The organism is Acidaminococcus hominis, assembly GCF_022484025.1.
Lineage (GTDB): Bacteria > Bacillota > Negativicutes > Acidaminococcales > Acidaminococcaceae > Acidaminococcus > Acidaminococcus hominis.
Genome location: NZ_JAKVMG010000001.1, coordinates 2,428,259 through 2,448,354 on the forward strand (window position 1 = coordinate 2,428,259; position 20,096 = coordinate 2,448,354).

At 53.2% G+C, this 20,096-nt stretch carries 21 protein-coding genes; 16 read left to right on the top strand and 5 right to left on the bottom strand.

What is annotated here, in order from left to right:
- Positions 1–154 precede the first annotated feature (154 nt).
- Both LKE88_RS10955 and LKE88_RS10960 read left to right on the top strand, forming a co-directional pair.
- Complete coding sequence (locus tag LKE88_RS10955; protein WP_118286878.1) at positions 155–940, top strand: dioxygenase family protein; 786 nt, start codon at positions 155–157, stop codon at positions 938–940.
- A gap of 94 nt (positions 941–1,034) precedes the next feature.
- Positions 1,035–1,565 carry a nitroreductase gene (locus tag LKE88_RS10960; RefSeq protein ID WP_105326912.1) on the top strand — a complete coding sequence of 177 codons (531 nt, stop codon included), beginning with the start codon at positions 1,035–1,037 and terminating at the stop codon, positions 1,563–1,565.
- A 53-nt stretch (positions 1,566–1,618) separates the two neighbouring features.
- Here LKE88_RS10960 and LKE88_RS10965 read toward each other — a convergent pair whose 3' ends face one another.
- Positions 1,619–2,443: an EFR1 family ferrodoxin gene (locus LKE88_RS10965; protein WP_105326913.1), complete on the bottom strand. Its 825-nt coding sequence runs from the start codon at positions 2,441–2,443 to the stop codon at positions 1,619–1,621.
- 169 nt (positions 2,444–2,612) lie between these two features.
- Between LKE88_RS10965 and LKE88_RS10970 the strand changes: the two genes are divergently transcribed.
- Genes LKE88_RS10970 through LKE88_RS10980 form a run of 3 tightly spaced genes read left to right on the top strand, consistent with a single transcriptional unit; the run spans position 2,613 to position 4,995 of the window.
- The gene (locus LKE88_RS10970; RefSeq protein WP_105326914.1) at positions 2,613–3,185 is read left to right on the top strand and encodes a GNAT family N-acetyltransferase; all 573 of its coding nucleotides are present in this window, start codon (positions 2,613–2,615) and stop codon (positions 3,183–3,185) included.
- A gap of 46 nt (positions 3,186–3,231) precedes the next feature.
- Positions 3,232–4,059 carry an oxidoreductase gene (locus LKE88_RS10975; protein WP_105326915.1) on the top strand — a complete coding sequence of 276 codons (828 nt, stop codon included), beginning with the start codon at positions 3,232–3,234 and terminating at the stop codon, positions 4,057–4,059.
- A gap of 12 nt (positions 4,060–4,071) precedes the next feature.
- On the top strand, positions 4,072–4,995 hold the full coding sequence (locus LKE88_RS10980; RefSeq protein WP_105326916.1) for an AEC family transporter: 924 nt from the start codon (positions 4,072–4,074) through the stop codon (positions 4,993–4,995).
- A gap of 77 nt (positions 4,996–5,072) precedes the next feature.
- Here the strand turns inward: LKE88_RS10980 and LKE88_RS10985 are convergent, their stop codons facing one another.
- Positions 5,073–6,017, bottom strand: coding sequence for an alpha/beta hydrolase (locus LKE88_RS10985; protein WP_105326917.1), 945 nt, complete (start codon positions 6,015–6,017; stop codon positions 5,073–5,075).
- Between the two features lie 176 nt (positions 6,018–6,193).
- Here LKE88_RS10985 and istA point away from each other — a divergent pair, with 176 nt between their 5' ends.
- A complete protein-coding gene (gene istA, locus LKE88_RS10990) occupies positions 6,194–7,750 on the top strand; it encodes an IS21 family transposase (protein ID WP_105326918.1) in 1,557 nt (518 codons plus the stop codon).
- Positions 7,747–8,232: an ATP-binding protein gene (locus tag LKE88_RS10995; RefSeq protein WP_276803353.1), complete on the top strand. Its 486-nt coding sequence runs from the start codon at positions 7,747–7,749 to the stop codon at positions 8,230–8,232. Before istA ends, LKE88_RS10995 begins: the two co-directional genes overlap by 4 nt.
- Positions 8,233–8,260: 28 nt before the next feature.
- On the opposite strand, the gene LKE88_RS11000 is transcribed toward LKE88_RS10995, so the two are convergent.
- Complete coding sequence (locus LKE88_RS11000) at positions 8,261–9,337, bottom strand: IS30 family transposase (RefSeq protein ID WP_231087115.1); 1,077 nt, start codon at positions 9,335–9,337, stop codon at positions 8,261–8,263.
- Between the two features lie 93 nt (positions 9,338–9,430).
- On the opposite strand from LKE88_RS11000, the gene LKE88_RS13210 reads away from it, so the two are divergent.
- From LKE88_RS13210 to LKE88_RS11025, 6 genes are all read left to right on the top strand, one after another.
- Positions 9,431–9,742 carry an ATP-binding protein gene (locus tag LKE88_RS13210; protein WP_423767620.1) on the top strand — a complete coding sequence of 104 codons (312 nt, stop codon included), beginning with the start codon at positions 9,431–9,433 and terminating at the stop codon, positions 9,740–9,742.
- 409 nt (positions 9,743–10,151) lie between these two features.
- The gene (locus LKE88_RS11005) at positions 10,152–10,772 is read left to right on the top strand and encodes a TetR family transcriptional regulator (protein ID WP_105326920.1); all 621 of its coding nucleotides are present in this window, start codon (positions 10,152–10,154) and stop codon (positions 10,770–10,772) included.
- 130 nt (positions 10,773–10,902) lie between these two features.
- Positions 10,903–11,604, top strand: a complete 702-nt coding sequence (locus LKE88_RS11010) for a ferredoxin--NADP reductase (protein WP_105326921.1) — start codon at positions 10,903–10,905, stop codon at positions 11,602–11,604.
- 148 nt (positions 11,605–11,752) lie between these two features.
- Positions 11,753–11,887: a hypothetical protein gene (locus LKE88_RS11015; protein ID WP_255668066.1), complete on the top strand. Its 135-nt coding sequence runs from the start codon at positions 11,753–11,755 to the stop codon at positions 11,885–11,887.
- Positions 11,888–11,902: 15 nt separating this feature from the next.
- Positions 11,903–13,195: a flavodoxin gene (locus tag LKE88_RS11020; RefSeq protein WP_231086095.1), complete on the top strand. Its 1,293-nt coding sequence runs from the start codon at positions 11,903–11,905 to the stop codon at positions 13,193–13,195.
- 4 nt (positions 13,196–13,199) lie between these two features.
- The gene (locus tag LKE88_RS11025; RefSeq protein WP_105326923.1) at positions 13,200–13,835 is read left to right on the top strand and encodes a DUF4405 domain-containing protein; all 636 of its coding nucleotides are present in this window, start codon (positions 13,200–13,202) and stop codon (positions 13,833–13,835) included.
- Positions 13,836–13,881: 46 nt separating this feature from the next.
- Here LKE88_RS11025 and LKE88_RS11030 read toward each other — a convergent pair whose 3' ends face one another.
- Both LKE88_RS11030 and rlmD read right to left on the bottom strand, forming a co-directional pair.
- On the bottom strand, positions 13,882–16,155 hold the full coding sequence (locus LKE88_RS11030; RefSeq protein WP_105326924.1) for an ATP-binding cassette domain-containing protein: 2,274 nt from the start codon (positions 16,153–16,155) through the stop codon (positions 13,882–13,884).
- A 683-nt stretch (positions 16,156–16,838) separates the two neighbouring features.
- Positions 16,839–18,209: a 23S rRNA (uracil(1939)-C(5))-methyltransferase RlmD gene (rlmD, locus tag LKE88_RS11035; RefSeq protein ID WP_231086085.1), complete on the bottom strand. Its 1,371-nt coding sequence runs from the start codon at positions 18,207–18,209 to the stop codon at positions 16,839–16,841.
- Positions 18,210–18,357: 148 nt separating this feature from the next.
- Here rlmD and LKE88_RS11040 point away from each other — a divergent pair, with 148 nt between their 5' ends.
- The 3 genes from LKE88_RS11040 (at position 18,358) to LKE88_RS11050 (ending at position 20,042) form a co-directional block, all read left to right on the top strand.
- Positions 18,358–18,492, top strand: coding sequence for a hypothetical protein (locus LKE88_RS11040; RefSeq protein ID WP_255419937.1), 135 nt, complete (start codon positions 18,358–18,360; stop codon positions 18,490–18,492).
- Between the two features lie 13 nt (positions 18,493–18,505).
- Positions 18,506–18,892 carry a fluoride efflux transporter FluC gene (locus LKE88_RS11045; protein WP_105326926.1) on the top strand — a complete coding sequence of 129 codons (387 nt, stop codon included), beginning with the start codon at positions 18,506–18,508 and terminating at the stop codon, positions 18,890–18,892.
- Between the two features lie 73 nt (positions 18,893–18,965).
- Complete coding sequence (locus LKE88_RS11050) at positions 18,966–20,042, top strand: metallophosphoesterase (RefSeq protein ID WP_105326927.1); 1,077 nt, start codon at positions 18,966–18,968, stop codon at positions 20,040–20,042.
- Positions 20,043–20,096: the final 54 nt, after the last annotated feature.

Sequence of the window (20,096 nt, forward strand, 5' to 3'; positions counted from 1 at the left end):
TTACACATTGGAAGCAAAAAGTCAAATCCAGTTGCCCTAAATGGCAAATAAACTGAGAAAAGAATGGAAATATGGTATAATGAAACAAACGCTAGGAGAAATTTATTCTTAATTAATAGAACCCCATCTATAGATGGGAGGGAGGCTGATTTTTATGAAAATGCCCGTAATTTTTTCCGGTCACGGCAGTCCCATGGTGGCCCTGGAACATAATGCCATTACCCAGGAAATGAACCGGGTGGGGCAGGACGTATTGGCCAACTTTGGCAAGCCCAAGGCCATCCTGGCCATTTCTGCCCACTGGTTCACGCCAGGCACGTATATCCAGACGGCGGCGGAGCCCGACCAGATTTACGATATGTACGGTTTCCCCGATGCTCTGTACCAGGTAAAATACCCGGTGAAAGGCTATTTGCCCCTGTCCCAGGCCGTGGAGCAGCTTTTGGGAGAGAAAGTTTCCGTAAATGATGACTGGGGCATTGATCATGGCACCTGGGTGGTGCTGAAACATATGTTTCCCCAGGCGGATATTCCCGTGGTTCAGCTGTCCGTGGCCCAGGGCAGTACGAAAGAGGCCTATGCCCTAGGGCAAAAGCTGGCACCTCTTAGGGAACAGGGCTATTTGCTTTTTGCCAGCGGCAACGTGGTCCACAACCTGAGACGGGTGGAATGGGATAATCCCGGCGGCTCTCCTATGGCCCTGCGGTTTTCCCAGTACATTGCGGAGGCGGTGCTGAGCCGCCAGGACGAAAAGGTGCTCCACTATAAGCAGGCCCAGGACGCCGCCTATGCAGTACCCACCCTGGACCATTTTATGCCCCTGGTATACGCTTTGGGCGCTTCCCAGGGAGAGAAACCTCAGCTGTACAACCATTTGTGCAATATGGGGTCCATGGATATGACCGGCTATACCTTTGGTCTGGAAAAACCGGAAGCCTAGAAACCCAGCAAAATGGTGTGCTATAATAAAGCTGATTGCAGCAGGACCTGCGGTTTTCCCTGGGTCCTGCGTTTTCCTAAAGGAGGCTAATCCTATGAATAATGAAGTGTTGGAATCCATCCAGCTGCGCCGCAGCATCCGCAGCTATCGTCCAGATCCGGTACCCAAGGAGCTTTTGGAAGCGGTCATCAAGGCAGGCCTGTATGCTCCCAGCGGCAAAGGGTCTCAGGAAACCATCATCCTGGCCATTACCAATCCTGCTATGGTGAAACGGCTGTCCAAACTCAACTGCGAAATCGGCGGCTGGAAGCCGGATTTTGATCCTTTCTACGGGGCTCCGGCGGTTTTGGTGGTCCTGGCCAAGAAAGACCGTCCTACCCGGGTTTACGATGGCTCCCTGGTGATGGGAAACCTGATGCTGGCCGCCCATTCCGTAGGCTTGGGCAGCTGCTGGATCCACCGGGCCAAGGAAGAATTTGAACGGCCGGAAGGCAAGGCTCTGCTAAAATCCCTGGGCGTAGAAGGGGAATACGAAGGCATTGGCCATTGCATTTTGGGCTATGTGGACGGGGATATTCCTGTTGCCGCCCAGCGCAAGGAAAAACGGGTCTATATTTTGTCCTGATAAAAAAGCTCTGCACGTCCGGAAATTGTGGACGGCAGGGCTTTTTTCTTGGTTCAGGCTTTGGGCAGGAATACCACCGAGGGCGCAAGCTTCTGGTAATGGCTTTCCAGCATGGCCTTGTGGGACAGGAAACGGGCATCGTCAAAATACTTGGCCTTTTGGGGGCAGTACACCACGCAGGCCTGGCATTTGATGCAGATGCCGGGAACTTCATCAGTATTTTCCGGATTGATGGAGCCCATGGGGCAGACCTTGGCACAGATGCCGCAGTGGTCGCATTTTGCGCTGTCCGTCAGGGGTTTGGCTTTAAGGAATTTGGCGGGCTGTCCGTCTTCGCCCAGGGGAATGTAGTAGGGCGCTACGGGCTTTTCGTCCCCCAGGGTTACGGGCTTTAGGGGTTTGCCGCTTTTTAGGACTTCGGCGGCAGCCTGGGCAAGGGCTGCAAAAGCTTCCTTGTCCTGGGCGGTGGGGTGCTCTCCGCCAATTTGGGCAAAGGCATGGGGAGCAGCAAAAGCACCGGCTCCCAGCACCACAAAGCCATGGTCCTGGAGCTCATTGCGCAGTTCCGTCAGGGAACTGTCGTAGTTCCGGTTGCCGTAGGTTACCAGGGCAAGGGCCGGCGTACCCTTGCCTTCAAACAGGGTTTCAACAAAGGGCAGGGCTTTGTTGGGTACCCGTCCGGCGTAGGTAGGTGTACCAAAAACCACCAGGGTATCAGGGCCGTATTGGCGTTTTTCTTTTTGGCCAGCCGGCAGGGTAAAATCCTCGTGGTTAACGGGCAAGCCCAGCTTTTCGCCCAGGGTTTTGCCCAGCTGCTCCACCAGGGTCCGGGTTTGGCCGGTGGGACTGAAAACAACCGTTGTAATCTGTGTAAGCAAAATTATTCCTCCCCTAATCTAAAAACGACCTGAATTTTCACTCTTTTTGTATCATACCGCATTAACGGCCAATTGGCCATACTCTTTTTTTCTAGAGTGTTTGCACCGGGTAGCGGAATTTACTATAATAAAAGAGATTCGTACCTGACTTGGAGAGGGCGTGGAAAGAATGAGTGAGCTTGTGATTCGCGATGCAGCCTTAACGGATGCACCTGCTTTATGGAGCATTTATAAACCCTATGTGGAAAAAACGGTGATTACCTTTGAGACGGAAGTTCCCACGGTGGAAGAATTTGGCCGCCGGATCCAAAAGGTCCAGGAGCGGTATCCTTACCTGGTGGCTCTTTTGGAGGGACGCCCGGTGGGGTACGCCTATGGTCACCCGTTTGTGGGCCGGGCTGCCTACGATTGGGCGGCGGAACTGAGCATCTACGTAGCTGAAAACCTGCGCCATGCCGGAGTGGGGGGACAACTGTACGCAGCTCTGACAGACGCCCTGAAAAAGATGGGGGTGCTGAACCTGTACGCCTGTATTGGGGTACCGGACCAGGAAGACGAGTACCTGAACTTCAACAGTGCCCAATTCCACGCTCACCTGGGTTTTAAGGAAATCGGAACGTTTCATGCCTGCGGCTACAAATTTAACCGCTGGTACAACATGATTTGGATGGGAAAGACCATTGGGGAACATCTGGCCAAGCAGCCGCCGATTATTCCCTATCCCCAGCTGAGAAAAGGGTAAGGGAAACCAGGGCCTGGGAGTGGGGCCGGAAAGGAAGTCAGCAGCCATGGAACAAGAAGTGGTTTTGATTACCGGAGCCAGCAGCGGCATCGGCCGGGAAACGGCCATATTGCTGGCCAAGACCGGACATATTGTTTATGGGGCGGGACGGCGGATTGATAAGCTGGAAAGCCTGTCCGCCTTTGGGGTGATTCCCCTGTACATGGATATTACCAAGGAATACACCTGCGAAAATGCCATCAAGCGGATTTGGCAGGAACAGGGTTCCCTGGATATTCTCATCAACAATGCCGGCTACGGCTCCTACGGGGCCATTGAAGACGTGCCTCTAAGTGAGGCCCGGCAGCAGCTGGAAGTAAATGTGTTTGGGGCCATGCGGCTGGTCCAATACGTGCTGCCCATTTTCCGCCACCAGCATCGGGGCAGGATTGTTATGATTTCTTCCATTGCCGGCCGGGTGACGGGACCCTTTGGGGGCTGGTACCATGCCAGCAAGTATGCCCTGGAAGCCCTTACGGACGCCCTGCGCATGGAAACCAGCGGCACGGGCATCAAGGTGGTGCTGGTGGAGCCGGGCCTGGTAAAAACCGATTGGGGGCATATTGCGGCGGACCACCTGGAGTCTGTTTCCCAGGGAGGCCCCTATGCCCGGCTGGCAGCCCACGTGGCGGCGGGGATGCACAAGCTGTACAAAAGCCGCTGGTGCAGTCCTCCCGCGGAAGTAGCCAAGGTGGTCTTTCTGGCCGCCAACGCAGCCCAGCCCCAAAGCCGGTATCTGGCTGGCCGGGGTGCTTATCTGATTTTGTTCCTCCACGCTATTTTGCCCACCTCGCTGTTTGACGCCCTGGCCCGCCGGGTCATGAAAAAACTGTAAGAAGGTGAACCTATGGATGTAATTCGCTTGGGCAATCTGCAGCTTTCCCTGTTTCTCATGATCCTGATTGGCCTGGTGCTGATGAAACGGGGCATTATTGACGAAAGCGGCAAGCGCTGCCTGACGGATTTGTGCGTGAATGTGATTATTCCCTGCAACATCATCAAGTCCTGTTTGTTCCCCTTCAAGGGCAACCTGTTTGTAACCTGCGGCACCATTTTGCTGTGCGGGGCACTGCTGCAGCTTGCCTTTATGGTGCTGAACCAGTTCCTGTTCAACCGTTATCCGCCAGCCCGGAAAAAGGTGCTGCAATACGGCACCCTGGTGTCCAACAGCGGCTTTTTGGGCTACCCGGTGGCGGAAGGGGTGTACGGGACCCTGGGGCTGTTCTACGCCTCGGTCTTTCTCATTCCGCTGCGTATGGTCATGTGGTCCGTGGGGACTTCCTATTTCATGCAGCAGCCGAATCTGAGTCGCAGTGCCACGCTGAAAAAGGTGCTGACCCACCCCTGCCTGGTGGCCGTGTACCTTGGCATTGCCATTATGGTGACCCAGGTGAAGCTTCCGGGCTTTTTCACTATGACAGTGACCTACATCGGGAACTGCAATGCGGCCATTACCATGTTTCTTATTGGCACCATTTTGGCAGATGTGCCTTTCCGGACCATCTTTAACCGGGACAGCTTTCTCTACAGCCTGCTGCGGCTGCTGCTTTTGCCCGCCCTGGCGCTGGGTATCAGCCGGCTGCTGCACCTGGATCCTGTGGCCACGGGGATTGCCGTGCTGATGACCGGTATGCCGGCGGGGGCTACCACGGCTATTTTTGCCGCCCGCTACAGCAGTGATGCGCCCTTTGCTACCCAGCTGACCATTCTGTCCACCCTGCTGTCCATGCTGACCATCTTCTTCTGGTGCTACATTCTGCCTCAGCCTTAAAAAAACGGATGCCGTAAGGGCATCCGTCAAAATACTTCTTGGTCGATTCCTGTGGGAATCGGCTTTTTTTTTAGGGGCTATTCCACCCGCTGGACAAACTGCTGGACCGCCCGGGTGTACGCTTCCGGGTCCTCCGGCATTTCCATGGCGTGGGCTACCCCCTGGAACAGGACCAGCTGTTTATCTTTGCTGGTGCACTGGTCCGCCAGCTTCTGGGCAATGTCCGGGGGAATCAGGGTATCCGCGCTACCGTGGAGAAACAGTACCGGAGTGTCCATGTGGGCCACCTGGGAAAGGGGATCCAGGTCGGACATCCATTTGTGGGTATGGTAGTAAAGGGCCAGCTGGAAGAAGGGGTTCAGGGCGTCCATGCCCAGCACGTAATGGTCATCTTCCGTGTACTTGTATAGTTTTTCCTTGCCCAACTCCAACAGGTTTCCGTAGGAACTGTCGGCCACATAAAATTTCATTTCATGGCCCTGGGGACTGGCGGCGTAAAGCAGGGACATCCCGGCCCCCAGGGAAATGCCGTGGAAACCAATCTGTACCTGGGGGTCCCGGCTGCGCAGGAAGGCCACCCAGCCGTCCATATCCTCAATATCGTGGACACCCCAATCCGTATGGGTGCCATCACTTTCCCCATGGCCTCTCAGGTCCGGCATCAGCACGTTGTAGCCCAGGTTACGGTAAATGGAGGCGTAGCCCAGGCACATGGTCCGGTTCTGGAACAGGCCGTGGAGCAAGATGACTGCCCGGTGGCTCTGGGGATCGTTTTCTATATAGGTGCCCCGGAGCTTGGTGCCGTCCTTGGAGGTAATGACCACCTGCTCCCAGCCGTAGCGGGCTTCGGCCCGGTGGACCTGGTCCAGGTCATCCCGGTGGTTTTCCATCCCCAGAATCTTGTCCCAGGGGGCGCTAAAAAGCTGGTTATAGGCCGTATTTCCGGCGTACAGCCCGGCTCCCAAAAGGAGCAGCAGGCAAAGATAGATTACATAACGGATAAAATCCCAAATAAAACGCATGGCGCTGCCATCCCTGAATATACCGATACGATTTTGCCATGTGCACGGACTTTTTTTACCACTCTGCCGCAGTTATTTGACCATCCTTCCGGAAGTATTTGCCACCCTGCTCAATAACTCTCATACTGAAGATAGCACACGGTTCTCGTGTGACTTTAGTATAAGGGGGTCCTCATATGACGGATTACCGAAAGATTCTTATGCTGCGAAGCAAGGGGTGCACTCAACGCGGGATAGCTTTAACCAAAGTTGCTTCTCGCCCAACCATCAGTGCAGTCTACAAGGCTGCAGACCAACAAGGCATTAGCTGGCCGCTGGATTCCAGCATCACTAATGCTGAATTGGAAACAATATTATTCCCAAGAAAGAGCATGACCAAAGTTTTTTATGTTGAACCAGACTATCCCTACATCCATCGGGAACTAGCAAAATCTGGTGTAACGATGACGCTTCTATGGGAAGAATATTGCAGACAGTGCTACGAGACTGGCAAAACGCCTTATATGAGTACACAATTTGCAGAGAAATACCGAAAATGGGCTCGGGTAACCAAAGCTACCATGCGTATTCAGCATAAACCTGGCGATGCCATGCAGGTCGACTGGGCTGGGGATACTCTTCCCGTATATGACCCGGTAACCGGCAGTACAAGCCCAGCGTATCTCTTTATTGCCACCTTGCCGTGCAGTTATTATACCTATGCAGAAGCCTGCGACGATATGAAAACTGAGAACTGGCTGAACTGCCATATCCACGCCTTCAAGTTTTATGGTGGTGTTCCTCGGCTTCTAATTCCTGACAATTGCAAAACTGCAACCACGTCTAATACTAAGTATGAAACAATCCTAAACCACAGTTACCAGGAATTGGCTGAACATTATGGTACGGCAATTGTACCAGCCCGTGTGCGCAGGCCTAAGGATAAAAGCTCCGCAGAAGCTTCTGTGCGTTTTGCTGAAACCTGGATTCTTGCTGCCTTACGTTCAAGGAAATTCTTTTCCCTTCATGAAATGAATGAGGCTATTGCGGAAAAACTTAAAGAAATGAACGACCGCCCCTTTAAGCAGATGGCAGGCTCCCGCTACAGTGCCTATATGGAAGAAGAAAAGCAATATATGCTTCCTCTGCCACCTACAGATTTTGAGGCTGCTGTTTGGTCGGTAGCCAAAGTTCCCAATGATTATCTTATTTCAGATGGCAAGAACAAATATTCAGTCCCTTACAACTTGATTGGCGAAAAGGTAGACATTCGGGTGACAAAGACTACTGTAGAAGTATTCTTCCACGGCAGCCGTGTTGCCAGCCACCGTCGTTTGCGGACCGTCCAGAGAGATCCGCTGGTAAACCTAGAGCACATGCCCCTTGCACACCAAAGGTACCTGACCTACAATACGGATGATTTCACTCGTTGGGCAACGACTGTTGGTCCCATGACAGAAAAGACTGTGCAGTATTTCCTTACCAGCGGAAAGGCCCCAGAACAGGGCTACAAAGCCTGCTCCAGCCTTAGGAAATTGGAAGAACGTTACGGGAAAGTACGGCTTGAAAACGCTTGTGGACGTATTTTCGCCTACAAGGCCACTCCGTCCGTCCGTAACGTCAGCAGCATTTTAAAAAATGACCAAGATAAACCTGTTAAAAACGCTCCGCAGAAAAAGCCAGCCGCAGCAAACAACTACGGAATTACACGCGGTGCCTCGTATTTCAGTAAGGATAGAGGTGGCCGCCAATGATAGACCAGGAAACCGTAGAGATGCTTAGGAAGATGAGAATGACCGCTATGGCGGATGAATTATCCCACCAATTACAAGACTCAACCTTTAATGAGCTTGGCTTTGAGGAACGATTAGGACTGATGGTGACTGCCGAATGGAACCGACGCCAAACGAATACAGTACAGCGACTCATTAAGAATGCAAATTTTTCTGCCCCAGCTGCCGCAGTAGAAGAAATTGAGTACTACGAAGATAGAAAGTTGGATAAAGCACAGATTTTACGCCTATCCAGCTGCAAATTTGTAGACGAGGGACACCATATTATTCTGGAAGGAGCTTCTGGCAATGGTAAAACCTACATTGCCTGTGCTCTTGGTAACGCTGCCTGCCGACGATTCAAGAAAGTACGATATATTCGTATGCCAGAATTGCTGGATGAGTTGAATATTGCCCGAAGCGGCGGTGAATTAAAGAAATGCCTGTCCAATTACAAAAGGTAAATTGCAAGTTGAATTTGAACAACTATAATCAAGAAACACACTCAATAGCATAAACTTCATCGAGGAATGCATCAAATAGCTCTGACGGCGTATGGTAGCCCAAAACACGACGTGGGCGCTGGTTCAGCCTATCTGCCATGTTCAGGATATCCTCATCAGAGAACCGCTCTATGGACATGCCCTTTGGGATGAAATCCCTCAGCAAGCCATTGTGGCGTTCGTTTTGAGCCCGCTCCCACGAGCTGTACGAATGTGTAAAGTACATCTTGGTGCCGAGACTCTCGAACTGTGACAAGTTCTCAAACTCAGGACCGTTATCGGCCGTCATCGTCTTAAAAATCTGGCTGAAGCGCTCTGCGCCATATAGCTCCTGCAACTGTGCAAGAGCGGATTCAACGCCGGCACAGGTACGTCCAGGAATGCGGATGGCGATGTAGTTGCGCGTAACCTTTTCAACAGCAGTGAAGACTACTGCCTCACGGCCTGCACGCTGACCAACGACCGTGTCCACTTCCCAGTGGCCAATTTCGGTACCTTCATTGACGACGGCAGGACGTTCCTCAATGGAGCGACCCTTCATACGCTTGTTCTTACGTACCCATTTCCGCCGGTGTTTATGCTTTAAGGCTCGCGGGACTTCGAAGAGCGACAGCGGAAGCTTATTAGCCCAAAGCATGTTGTAGAGCGTCTTGGTACAGGGAATCTGTTCCGGCGTAAATAGCTTGTTCCGCCTAGCATAGCCAACGCAGGCATCCAGTGACCAACGTTCCTGGCGGACTTGTTCTACCATCCATTGGATGAACGATTCGCAGTCGTCATGATCGATTTTGCAAGTCTTCCTGGAGTTCTTGCGATTCTTTGCGTATGCCTTCTGACCGCGCTTTGCCATATACTGTGGGGCACGACCGTGCTTGCTTTTTCGTTCCGGCGTTCCACGCCGAAGCTCATAGAAAACAGTCGTATGAGCACATCCTACTGCAGCAGCAATGTTGCGAAGGGAAAGCCCTTGACGATGCAGAGCTTGAATCATGCCACGTTCTTCCAAAGAAAGATGGCGGCCGGGTATACGTACGTCCTCAATTGTGTTAGAATGGATGTGATCCATAGTGATTGCTCCTTTGTTGATGATTTCTCGCAAAACCATTTTAACATGAAGCTTCACTATGGATTTTTGTTTTTTGATTAACTGTTCAAATTCATTTTACAACTAACCTCCAATTACAAAAAGGTTGATTTGCTCATTTTGGATGAATGGCTTATACGCCCCCTAACACCGCAGGAAAGTTATGATCTATTAGAAATTGTAGAAACTCGTTGCCAACGTTCTATGATTTTCTGCACCCAGTACAGCACAGATGGCTGGTATACCAGGATTGATTCGAACCCCGAATCTGCAAGCCCTGTGTCTGATGCTATTATGGACCGCATTATCCATAACTCATACGTAATTATGGTTGAAGGCCGTATCTCAATGAGAGAACGGTATGGCCTGAAAGCAACTCAAAGCTAAAGCTTATCTATACTTTAAAGAAAACTAAATAACCAGCTCTGCCGGCTCAACCATCCGGCAGAGCTTTTGGCTGAATCTCTTAATGGCCTACTAGTGCGGTGGGGTGGTAAAAGAATTCCGAGAAGGTGGTAAAAAAAGTCCGTGCAGACGGTAAACTTACACCGATTTATGCAATCCCCACTTTCACTAAACCTCTATGAATAACAATCATAGAAACTTTTCGTTAGGAATGCAACGAGAAAATTTGACGAAACCGTGAAAAATTATGAAATCCCTCTCTGGGGGATAGAAAATTTATCATAAAACCATTATTATGTAAAAAGGAGAAAAAAGTCAACTCTTGTAATTTTATAGTTTAGGGCTATGATAACAATGGGAGAATTTATTTTTTAGAAAGGAGGTTTGCGCCATGCTTTTCAAGGAACGGACCAAAAGTCTGTTTGCAGATGCGCTGACCCGACTGTTGGAAAACAAAAGCCTAGACAAGATACGGGTGTTGGATATGGCTAAAGAATGCGGCGCAACGCCTCAAACGTTTTACTATCATTTTCATGATAAGTACGAACTGTTAGCCTGGATGTTTTTACGGGACTTCATGGGCTTTATGGGGCTCTCCCGCATTACACTGTCTGCCCAGCGCCTCACGGCGATGATGCAGGAATTGGAAGAGAAACGCGGCTTTTACCAAAAAGCGCTGCCGGAGGAATTGATTCCCCAGGTGTATCCCTATGTGGCTGCTTTTATGGAACAGGTGACAGAAAAAGCGCTGACCCAGCAAAAAGGAGCAGAAGCTTCGCTGGAGGAACGCTTGGACATCCGCTACCATATTTATGGCACCATTGGGTTATTGGCCGATTGGATCCATGGGCGGATTCCTCTGTCCGCAGCTGAACTGCAGCAGGTTTTTACGGCCCATACGCCGGCAGAGCTGCAGGCTGCATTGGACAACACGGTTTATTTTCCCGGGGATCTTGCGTTAAACAAAAGTAAAAATAAGAAGGAAATCGAAGGGAAACGGGGAAATAAATAGTAGAGCATGTTGTGCGTAAGTTATGTACAAGAGTACATAGACAACCAAGGGTTTAGCCGCTTCCTATGAGGCCAAGCGGAAAATCCGAAGCTCCTTTGCATGGATTTATAGCCAAACGAGGAGGGTTATTATGGAATTTACGAAAACAGTTCTCACGAAGATTGTCCAGGAAACCAGTGATACCTATAGCTTTATCATGGACGTGCCCGCAGGTTTTACCTGGAAGGCCGGCCAGCATGTAGCCTGGCAGATTCCTGGTTTTCAGCTGGATCCGGAAGACCGGAATACCCGTGTCTTCACCATTGCTTCTGCTCCGGAAGATGGGTATCTGATGTTTACCACCCGGATTGCAGAACCCCATACCAGCCTGAAAGAAGTGCTGCTGCACCAGATCAAACCGGGGGCAGAAATTGGTGTTGCCAAACCCATGGGCAAATTTGCCCTGGATACAGAGCACTACAAGGAAACCCTGATTTTGGCCGGGGGCATTGGGGTAACGCCCATTCGTTCCCTGCTGCGGCACTATATGGAACAGCCGGTAAACGGGCACAAGATTACCCTTTTGTATTCCGATGACCGGGGCGAATTTGCCTACGGGGATTTCTGGAAGGAATTGGAAAAACGGGTACCGGGGCTGGACCTGAAATTGATCTCTGTGCGGGATGAATTTACTGACGGCACCGATGCCTATGCCAAAGCTCAGGGCAATGCTGCAGAGTACCTGGTAGCCGGGTCTCCGGGCATGAACAAAGCCTTTACGGAACGTCTGGAAAAACTGGGCGTAGCTGCAGAAAATATCAAGACCGATGTGTTCATGGGCTACAAAGACTAACACCATGTGCTGTGCGTATGAAACTGCATAATTGATAGGTATTATACATATGCCAAAACCTGAACTACAATAGAGATGCCAAAGGCATCTCTATTTGTTTATGCCTAGGGGATGCTGAGAAATACAAGTTTGTGGGGGAGTGAGCAGGGTGAACAAACAAATGCAAAAAATTGCCGGACTGGTGCTTACGGTTTTGGTGGTGGGAGGCCTGGCCTGGGGGATTCGGGCTTACCAGCAGAAGCCGGCGGAAACCTCTGGCAGCGGGGCAGCGCCCAGTACCTAGGCACAGGACGGACTGGTGCTGATTCCCCAGGGAACGTTTACCATGGGCAGCCCGGACAGTGAACGCCAGCGGGAAAAGGACGAAACCGCCCATGAGGTTTCCGTAAGTGCCTTTTATTTGTCCCCTACGGAAGTGACCCAGGAGCAGTACCAGCAGGTCATGGGGGAGAATCCCAGCCATTTTCAGGGCCAACAGCTTCCTGTGGAGAACGTGACCTGGTATCAGGCCGTGGAGTTCTGCAACAAGCTGAGCAGCCAGAAAGGCCTGACGCCGGCCTATCAGGTAAACGGAAATACGGTAACCTGGGACCGGAGTGCGGATGGGTACCGGCTGCCTACGGAAGCGGAATGGGAATATGCCGCCCGGGCAGGAACCCATTCCATCTACTATTTTGGGAATCAGATTAACAGTGATCAAGCCAATTTTGAAGGGGACTATCCCTACCTAATCGAAGAAAACTACGTGGTGCAAAGGGACCCCAAGGTGGTGCCTTCCGCCAACCGGGGCAAAACTATTCCGGTGGATCAGTTGCCGGCCAATGCATTTGGTCTGCACAATATGCTGGGCAACGTATCCGAATGGGTTTTTGATTACTATGGACCCTATGGGACTTCGCCGCAAAAGGACCCGGCAGGGGCGGAAAAAGGGTCGCTTCGGGTTAACCGGGGCGGGGGCTACAACGATTTTGGCAAGCACCTGCGGGCAGCCTACCGCTCGGCCACGAATCCCCTTGACCATGACCAGAACCTGGGCTTTCGCATCTGCCGCAACGCCCAGCCGGGAAAAGGCCTGGTAAAAACCACGGCCAGTCTGCAGCCGGCTATGCCCGCCCAGCCCCGGGTGCTGATTGCCTATTTCTCCTATTCGGGCAATACCCGGAAGGCGGCCCAGCTGCTGCAGGAAAAGACTGGGGCGGACCTGTATGCCATTACCATGGCCCAGCCCTATACAGGAGATATCTACGAGGCTTCCCAAAAGGATCTGATGCAGAACGTGCACCCGGCTTTGGCAGGGGCCATGCCGGATCTGTCCCGCTACGATGTGATTCTCTTGGGCTATCCCACCTGGTGGGCCACCATGCCCATGCCGGTGTTTACCTTCCTGGAAAGCGGGGACTTTAGCGGTAAGCTGCTGTTTTCCTTCAGCTCCCACGGGGGTAACCGGTTTGGGGACAGTGTGTCCGACCTGGCCAAGGAGATTCCCCAGACTTATGTGGGACGGCCCTTTGAATTCCATTATTCCGGGGGCAGCAGCCTGTCCCAGGAACTGTCTGCCTGGCTGGCCCAGTGCGGCCTAAAGGAGAAGTGAAACGATGCGAAAGTTGAAAATTACCGTGGATATCCTGATGCTGGGGCTGTTTCTGTACCTGCTCAGCTACCACCCGGGAATGGGCCTTTTGGCCCACGGCATCTGCGGTATGGGCTTTTTTACCCTGGTCCTGCTGCACAACTGGCTAAATCGGAGCTTTTATAAGGTGCTTTTTAAGGGAAAATACCCTTTTCGGAGAAAAGTGCTGGTAACGGCGGATGTATTGCTGCTGTTGGCAACTCTGGTGCTGGCCCTGAGTTCTTATATGCTGGCAGGCATGGTTTTCCCCCTTGCCATTTTCCCCTTTGCCCCGGAATGGGGACGGGTCCATGGGGTGGCGGCCTACTGGGCGTTTTTGCTGATCGCTTTCCATTTGGGTCTGCATCTCCAGGGAGTATTGGGCAAGCTGGAACGGCGCTGGCACGATACGGCCTTTGAATATGCCGGGTACTTTTTGGAGTTTCTAGTACTGCTGCTGGGGCTGTATTGCTTTTTTGACAGTGGAATCTGGGCTCGGCTGGGTCTTCCCCTGGGCCGGGGACCGCACCCGGCTTTAGGGGCCTTTTATGGGGAAATGGCGGCCATCCTATTGGGGATGACCGTCCTGACCCACGGGTTCCTGGTGCTCACAGACCGCTAAAAGAAAATCCCCCGAGGAGAAGTGCTCTTCGGGGGATTTTTTTGTGCTATTGGGACATGCTTTTGAGAAAATGGCCGGTTTTGGAATTGGTGCAGGAAAGCAGCTGTTCCGGGGTGCCCTGGAACAGGATTTCTCCGCCCCTGGTGCCTCCTTCCGGGCCCATATCGATGACCCAGTCCGCCTGGGCAATCAGTTCCAGCCGGTGGTCCACAATCACCACGGTGTTGTGGTTGTCCACCAGCTTGCGCAAAAGGGCGTACAGGGTTTCTACGTCCCGGTTGTGCAGCCCGGTGGTGGGCTCGTCCAGAATATAGATATTGCCCTTTTTCTGGAGTTCGCTGGCCAACTTTACCCGTTGGACCTCGCCGCCTGACAGGGTGCTGGTGGGCTGACCCAGGGTCAGGTAGCCCAGGCCCACGTCCAAAAGGCTTTGCAGGGAGGTGCGGATCTTTTTGTCCTGGAAAAAGTCCATGGCCTGTTCAATGGTCAGGTCCATGATATTTTCAATGTTCCGGCCCTGGAACTGGTAGCTGAGCGCGGTGGGGTTGAACCGGTGCCCGCCGCATTCCTCGCAGACCTCTTCCACCGCATCGGCAAAGGCCATATCGTAGGTGATTTTCCCTTTGCCGTGGCAGACCGGGCAGGCTCCTTTGGAATTGGAGCTGAACCAGCTGGCCGGCACGTTGTTTTCCTTGGCGAACAGCTTGCGGATCTGGTCCATGATGCCGGTGTAGGTGGCCGGGGTGGACCGGATGGAGGTGCCAATGGGTTTCTGGTCGATGACAATGGCCTCTGGATAGCGGCTGGCAAATTCTCCGCAGACCAGGGAGGTTTTTCCAGAGCCGGCTACCCCGGTTACCGCCGTGAAAACGCCTTGGGGGATTTTCACGGTCAGGTTCTTCAGGTTGTGGAGGGTGGCATTTTCTACCAGAAAGGCTTCGCTCCAGGGTTTGGGCTGGCGGTTAATTTGGATTTTATGGAAAATGGCCTGGCCGGTCAGGGTTCCGGCCTGCTTCAGGCCGGCCACATCGCCCTGGTAGACAATCTGGCCCCCGTGGGAACCGGCCAGGGGGCCCAGTTCGATGACCTGATCTGCCAGTTCAATCATCTGCCGGTGGTGCTCCACAATCAGCACGTTGTTGTGCTGGTCCCGCAGCTGGAGCAGCAGGTGGCCAATGCGCTGGGCATCTGCGGGATGGAGGCCGGCAGTGGGCTCATCTAGGATATAGGTAATGTTGTTGAGGCTGTTGCCCAGGTGACGCACCAGCTTCAGCCGCTGGCGCTCTCCGCCGGACAGGGTGTCCGTGGGCCGGCCCAGGGAAAGATAGCCAATGCCCAGGTTCACCATGCGTTCCAGGGTATAGGAAAGCTGCCGGGCCAGGGAAATGCCCATGGGGCTTTGGATGGCTTCCAACAAAGGCAGCAGTTCGCTGACGGAAAGGTTCTGGTAGTCCACAATATTGTAGCCGTTGATTTTGGAGGCCAGAGCCTTGGCGTTGAGCCCGGTGCCGTGACAGCTGGTGCAGGGGCCTTTGTGGACGTGGGTCATAATTTCGTCCTGAAGGCTCTTTTTTAGTTTGCTGATGTCCCGGTTCAGGTACAGCCGGCGGAAACGGGGGAGTACCCCTTCGTAGTCCACATAGTCCACCCGGCCGGTCTTGTTGGAGCGAATCTCGATTTCCGTTTTTTCCGGGGTACCGTTCCGGAGTATTTCCCATTCTTCCGGGGAGAAGTCCCGGAGTTTTTTGTCCGGATCCAGGTACTGGTTGGTTACATACAGGTCCGCCTGCCAGCCTGCAGCAAATTGGCTGAAGCAGATGGCGCCCTCCCGCAGGGTCTTGTTCTCGTCAAACAGGCTGTCCTCGTCCAGGGTCAGCCGTTCTCCCAGGCCGGTGCAGTCCGGGCACATCCCCAGGGGATGGTTGAAGGAGTAGGCCATGGAGCCCCCGGCACTGGGGACCCCAATGCGGGAAAACAGCAGCCGGAGCAGGGGCGCAGCGTCCACGGCGGTTCCCACGTTGGAACGGCTGCTGCTGCCCAGGGTCCGCTGGTCCACCACTACGGCCGGGGTCAGGTTTTCGATAAAGTCCACCTTGGGCCGTTCATAATGGGGCATCCGGTTCCGCAGGAACAGGGGGTAGGAGGCCTGCCATTCCCGGCTGCTTTCCACCGCAATGGTGTCGAAGGCCAGGGAACTTTTGCCGGAGCCGGAAACGCCGGTAAAGACCACAATCTTGTCCTTGGGAATATCCACATCAATATTTTTCAGGTTATTTTCAGAAGCTCCGCGGATGCGGATCACATCTTCCTGGTTTGGCATATACAATCTTCCTTTCAGCAGTTATTCCAATGCTATTTTAGCATAGCAAAAGAAAGTTCCCAGGAATTGACCCGGAATCCTGCATCCTTTGCCGCAGCTCATTTCTTAGAAAAAAGGGGGTGTGAAATAATACCCCCGTAAGCAAAAACGGCTTGCGAGCTCAAAAGAGTTCGCAAGCCGTTTTTGTTATTCTTTATAACCGTATCCTAATAAACTTCCTCAGTCAGTCCTGCGGACTGACTGCCCACACGCTTTGCGCTCATATCCAATTCTCAAGGCTGTATGCCGCAGAGAATTGGTTAATATGAGCCATGTGATAGCGGCCTGCAAAGTGAACCTGGAAGGTGAAGCTGAGCAGCATGCCGCGAACCACTCAGGGGCCAGTCTTAGGCCTATACGAGTCATGTGCAAAACGGGTATAGCAAAGGAGCATAGTTTGTAAATACCTGCACTACCCTAGTCTATTGCTTGACCAGTAGCGGCATAGAAGGCTTCCTGAGTGGTTCGCCGTGCTCCGTTCTCCTTCACCCTGCGGGTTCGGCTCACGGACGGCTATCACATAGGTCGCATATTCCAAATGTCATCGGGAAACTGATTGACATTTGGATGCGACCGTAAAGCGTGAAGGAAGTGTCGCCGTAAGGCGACGATAGAAGTTTCCTTATTTCACACCCCCAGATTTTTTAGGAATTTTCACTGCGGCTGAACAGGGCCACGCTTTCCACATGGCAGGTGTGGGGGAACACGTCCACGGGCTGGACTTTGCGCAGCACAAAGCCGTGGTCCCGGAGAATGGCGGCATCTCGGGCCAGAGAGGCCGGATTGCAGGATACGTACACCACCCGTTTGGGGCGCACCTGGGCGATGGCGTCCAGAACACGCTTTTCGCAGCCGGCCCGGGGCGGATCCAGCACCACCACATCGGGGCGGCTGCCGTGACGCACCAGGTCAGGCAGTTCCTTGGCGGCATCGGCGCAGATGAACTCCGTATTGGTTACGTGGTTGTGTTTGGCGTTTTCGTGGGCGTCGTGGATGGCGGCGGGCACAATTTCAATGCCCAGGGCCCGGCGGGCCTTTTGGGCCAAAAACAGGGTAATGGTTCCTGTGCCGCAGTAGGCATCGATGACGTTTTCCTTGCCGGTCAGAGCGGCGTACTGGAGGGCGGTTTCGTACAGCAGTTCCGCCTGCTCTGTGTTTACCTGGAAGAAGGAATGGGGAGAAATGGCAAAGGTGAATTTGCCCAGTTGGTCATGGATGAAGCCGGGGCCCCAGATGACCTTGTTTTTCTGGCCCATGATTACGTTGGTATGCCGGGTATTGATGTTCTGGACCAGAGTGGTGAAACCGGGAATCTGGGCCCTCAGCAGCTGGGCCAGTTCCTTCAGGTGGGGCACCACAGATTCGTTGGTGATGAGCACCGCCATCACTTCCCCGGTTTTTACCCCGGTGCGGCCCATAATGTGACGGACCAGGCCCTTCCGGCTGTCCTCTTCCAGCGCGGCAATATGGTATTGGGTCATCCACTCCCGGGTAATCTGGGCGATTTTGTTGTTGGTTTCCTGCTGAATCAGGCAGTCTTTCACATCGATGACCTGATGGGTTCCAGCGGCAAAGCAGCCAATCCGCAGCTGGTGGTTTTTGCTTTGTGCGACGGGCACCTGCATCTTGTTCCGGTAATGCCAGGGGTGAAGGGCTCCCAGGGTGTCCAGGACCTGCACCTTGTGGAAATGGCCAATCCGTTCCAGGGCATCTACCACGGTCTGCCGTTTATTGGCCAGCTGGGCCGGGTAGGACAGATGCTGGAGCTGGCAGCCCCCGCATTGCTTGTACACCGGGCAGGGCGGTTTTTCCCGGTCCGGGGAGGGTACCAGTACCTTTACCAGCTTGGCCTGGCCGTAGCTCTTTTTTACCAGGGTAACCTGGGCCTGCACCCGTTCCCCCGGCAGGGCACCGGGAATAAAGAAGGTGAAGCCGCTGACTTTGCCCACTCCTTCGCCGGAGCTGCCCAGGCCGTTAATGGTGCATTCGATATTTTCTTTGGGTTTAAATTGCATATGTGTATGTTCCATAGTCCTTCTATTATACCTGTGCGGCCCCTGGGACGCAACCGCAGGGCCGGGGAATTATTGGCAGCAGCCGGAATTCCCCTTCAGTGCATGAAAAAACGGGAAAAAGAAAGAAAAGAAGAATGATTATCAGGAATTGACAGATACCCTGTGGAATTGGTATGATAAAAACAGCAAGGACGCTGCCGGCTGTCGCAGCGCCCGTTTTTTCAAATCAGGGCGGCAGCTGAAAGAGTTCTTAGGAGGCGGTTATTGGATGGCAAAAGCATAGAGGAGGAACTACCATGGAAACGGATTTTCTTTTGTTGGTCTGCATTGGTCTGGGGGGTGCCCTGGGCTCCGTGTGCAGGTATTTGGCCGCAGCGGCGCTGAAGGGCGTTTGGGGCCACCATTTCCCCTGGGAAATGATTTTCGTCAATACCTTGGGCTGCGTGCTCATTGGCTTTTTCGCTTCGTATTTGTATGTCAAACTGCCCCATCCCCGTTGGGCGGCGTTTTTCTACTGGGGTTTTATCGGGGGCTTTACCGCGTTTTCTTCCTTCATTAAGGAGGGCATGCATTTCTTTTTGCATGGGGATCATGTGAGCGGATTTTTATATTTACTGCTGCAGAATACACTGGGGCTGCTGGCGGCTGGCCTGGCCTTTTGGGCCGGACGTTCGCTGCTCTGATGCTTGGATATAGGGGGACTGCCAAGGGCGGTCCCTTTCTCACTTATAGGGAAATCTAGAAAGAAGGCAAAAAATGAATCGATTTTTTCTCACCGTATTGGTGCTGGGCCTGGGCGGCTCGGCAGCGGTATGGAGTATGTACCGGACCGGGCTGTCCTTCCTCCGGCCCTGGTGGACGGCGCTGATTTTTCTCGTAATGCCGCTGCTTTTTGTGTTTAGCAATGTGTACCTGAATCTGCTGCCCCGGAGCATTACCCGGTTTCTGGCCTGGCTCAGCGGCCTGTGGGCGGGCTTTTGGTACTATTCCATCCTGACCCTTTTGGTATTTTTGCTGGTTTGGCTGGTGGGCTGGGTTGGCCATTTTCCCAAGGCAGCGCCTATGGCAGCCCGGCTGCTGTTTGCCCTGAACCTGGTGGTTGTAGTGGTTGGCTGCTGGCGGGCCACCCATCCGGTGGTCCGGGAGGAAACCTACCATACGGATTTGGCCCTTTCCGCACCCTACAAGGTGGTCTTTGTGTCCGACCTGCATTACGGCGGTTTGTTTGGCCGGGCTGATGCAGACCGTATGGTGCAGCGGATCAATAGCCTAAAACCCGACCTGGTGCTCCTGGGTGGGGATATGGTGGACGGGAATCTACTGCTTGTGCAAAAGGAAGGCACCCTGGATGCCCTGAAAAATCTCCAAAGCCGGGATGGGGTATACGCCGTGTACGGCAATCACGACCGGCGGATGGGTACGGGTCCCCTGGAACGGAAAATGCTGGAGCAGGACGGCATTCATTTCCTGGTGGATGAAAACCAGGAGGTAAATCCCCAACTGTCCCTGACCGGCCTGGACGATTACCTGTTTGGGGACAGACGGGTGCAGTTTGCTCCGGCTCCCGGCAAGTTCAATATTTTTCTGGAGCATGAGCCCCGGCATATTGAGGAAGCGGCCAAGGCGGGGTACAACCTGTATTTTGCCGGCCATACCCATGCAGGCCAGCTGTTCCCCAATCGCCTGATTACGAAAAAAATGTACTTCCTGGATTACGGCAGCCAAAAGGTGGACCAGCTGCTGGCCACCGTTTCCAGCGGCTACGGCCTGTGGGGCATTCCGGTACGGACGGGCCCCATGCCGGAAATCGTAGTGGTGAATATCGAAAAATAGAGAAAACAAAGCTCCCTTCCAAGGTGCGCCAAACACCTGGGAAGGGAGCTTTGT

Coding starts and splice junctions, on each gene's coding strand:
- LKE88_RS11000 (WP_231087115.1), bottom strand. CDS start 9,337: ATGGATCACATCCATTCTAACACAATTGAGGACGTACGTATACCCGGC.
- LKE88_RS10980 (WP_105326916.1), top strand. CDS start 4,072: ATGGATGTAATTCGCTTGGGCAATCTGCAGCTTTCCCTGTTTCTCATG.
- LKE88_RS11005 (WP_105326920.1), top strand. CDS start 10,152: ATGCTTTTCAAGGAACGGACCAAAAGTCTGTTTGCAGATGCGCTGACC.
- LKE88_RS10985 (WP_105326917.1), bottom strand. CDS start 6,017: ATGCGTTTTATTTGGGATTTTATCCGTTATGTAATCTATCTTTGCCTG.
- LKE88_RS11030 (WP_105326924.1), bottom strand. CDS start 16,155: ATGCCAAACCAGGAAGATGTGATCCGCATCCGCGGAGCTTCTGAAAAT.
- LKE88_RS10970 (WP_105326914.1), top strand. CDS start 2,613: ATGAGTGAGCTTGTGATTCGCGATGCAGCCTTAACGGATGCACCTGCT.
- LKE88_RS11050 (WP_105326927.1), top strand. CDS start 18,966: ATGAATCGATTTTTTCTCACCGTATTGGTGCTGGGCCTGGGCGGCTCG.
- LKE88_RS11010 (WP_105326921.1), top strand. CDS start 10,903: ATGGAATTTACGAAAACAGTTCTCACGAAGATTGTCCAGGAAACCAGT.
- LKE88_RS10975 (WP_105326915.1), top strand. CDS start 3,232: ATGGAACAAGAAGTGGTTTTGATTACCGGAGCCAGCAGCGGCATCGGC.
- LKE88_RS10955 (WP_118286878.1), top strand. CDS start 155: ATGAAAATGCCCGTAATTTTTTCCGGTCACGGCAGTCCCATGGTGGCC.
- LKE88_RS11045 (WP_105326926.1), top strand. CDS start 18,506: ATGGAAACGGATTTTCTTTTGTTGGTCTGCATTGGTCTGGGGGGTGCC.
- LKE88_RS10995 (WP_276803353.1), top strand. CDS start 7,747: ATGATAGACCAGGAAACCGTAGAGATGCTTAGGAAGATGAGAATGACC.
- rlmD (WP_231086085.1), bottom strand. CDS start 18,209: ATGCAATTTAAACCCAAAGAAAATATCGAATGCACCATTAACGGCCTG.
- LKE88_RS11025 (WP_105326923.1), top strand. CDS start 13,200: ATGCGAAAGTTGAAAATTACCGTGGATATCCTGATGCTGGGGCTGTTT.
- LKE88_RS10960 (WP_105326912.1), top strand. CDS start 1,035: ATGAATAATGAAGTGTTGGAATCCATCCAGCTGCGCCGCAGCATCCGC.
- istA (WP_105326918.1), top strand. CDS start 6,194: ATGACGGATTACCGAAAGATTCTTATGCTGCGAAGCAAGGGGTGCACT.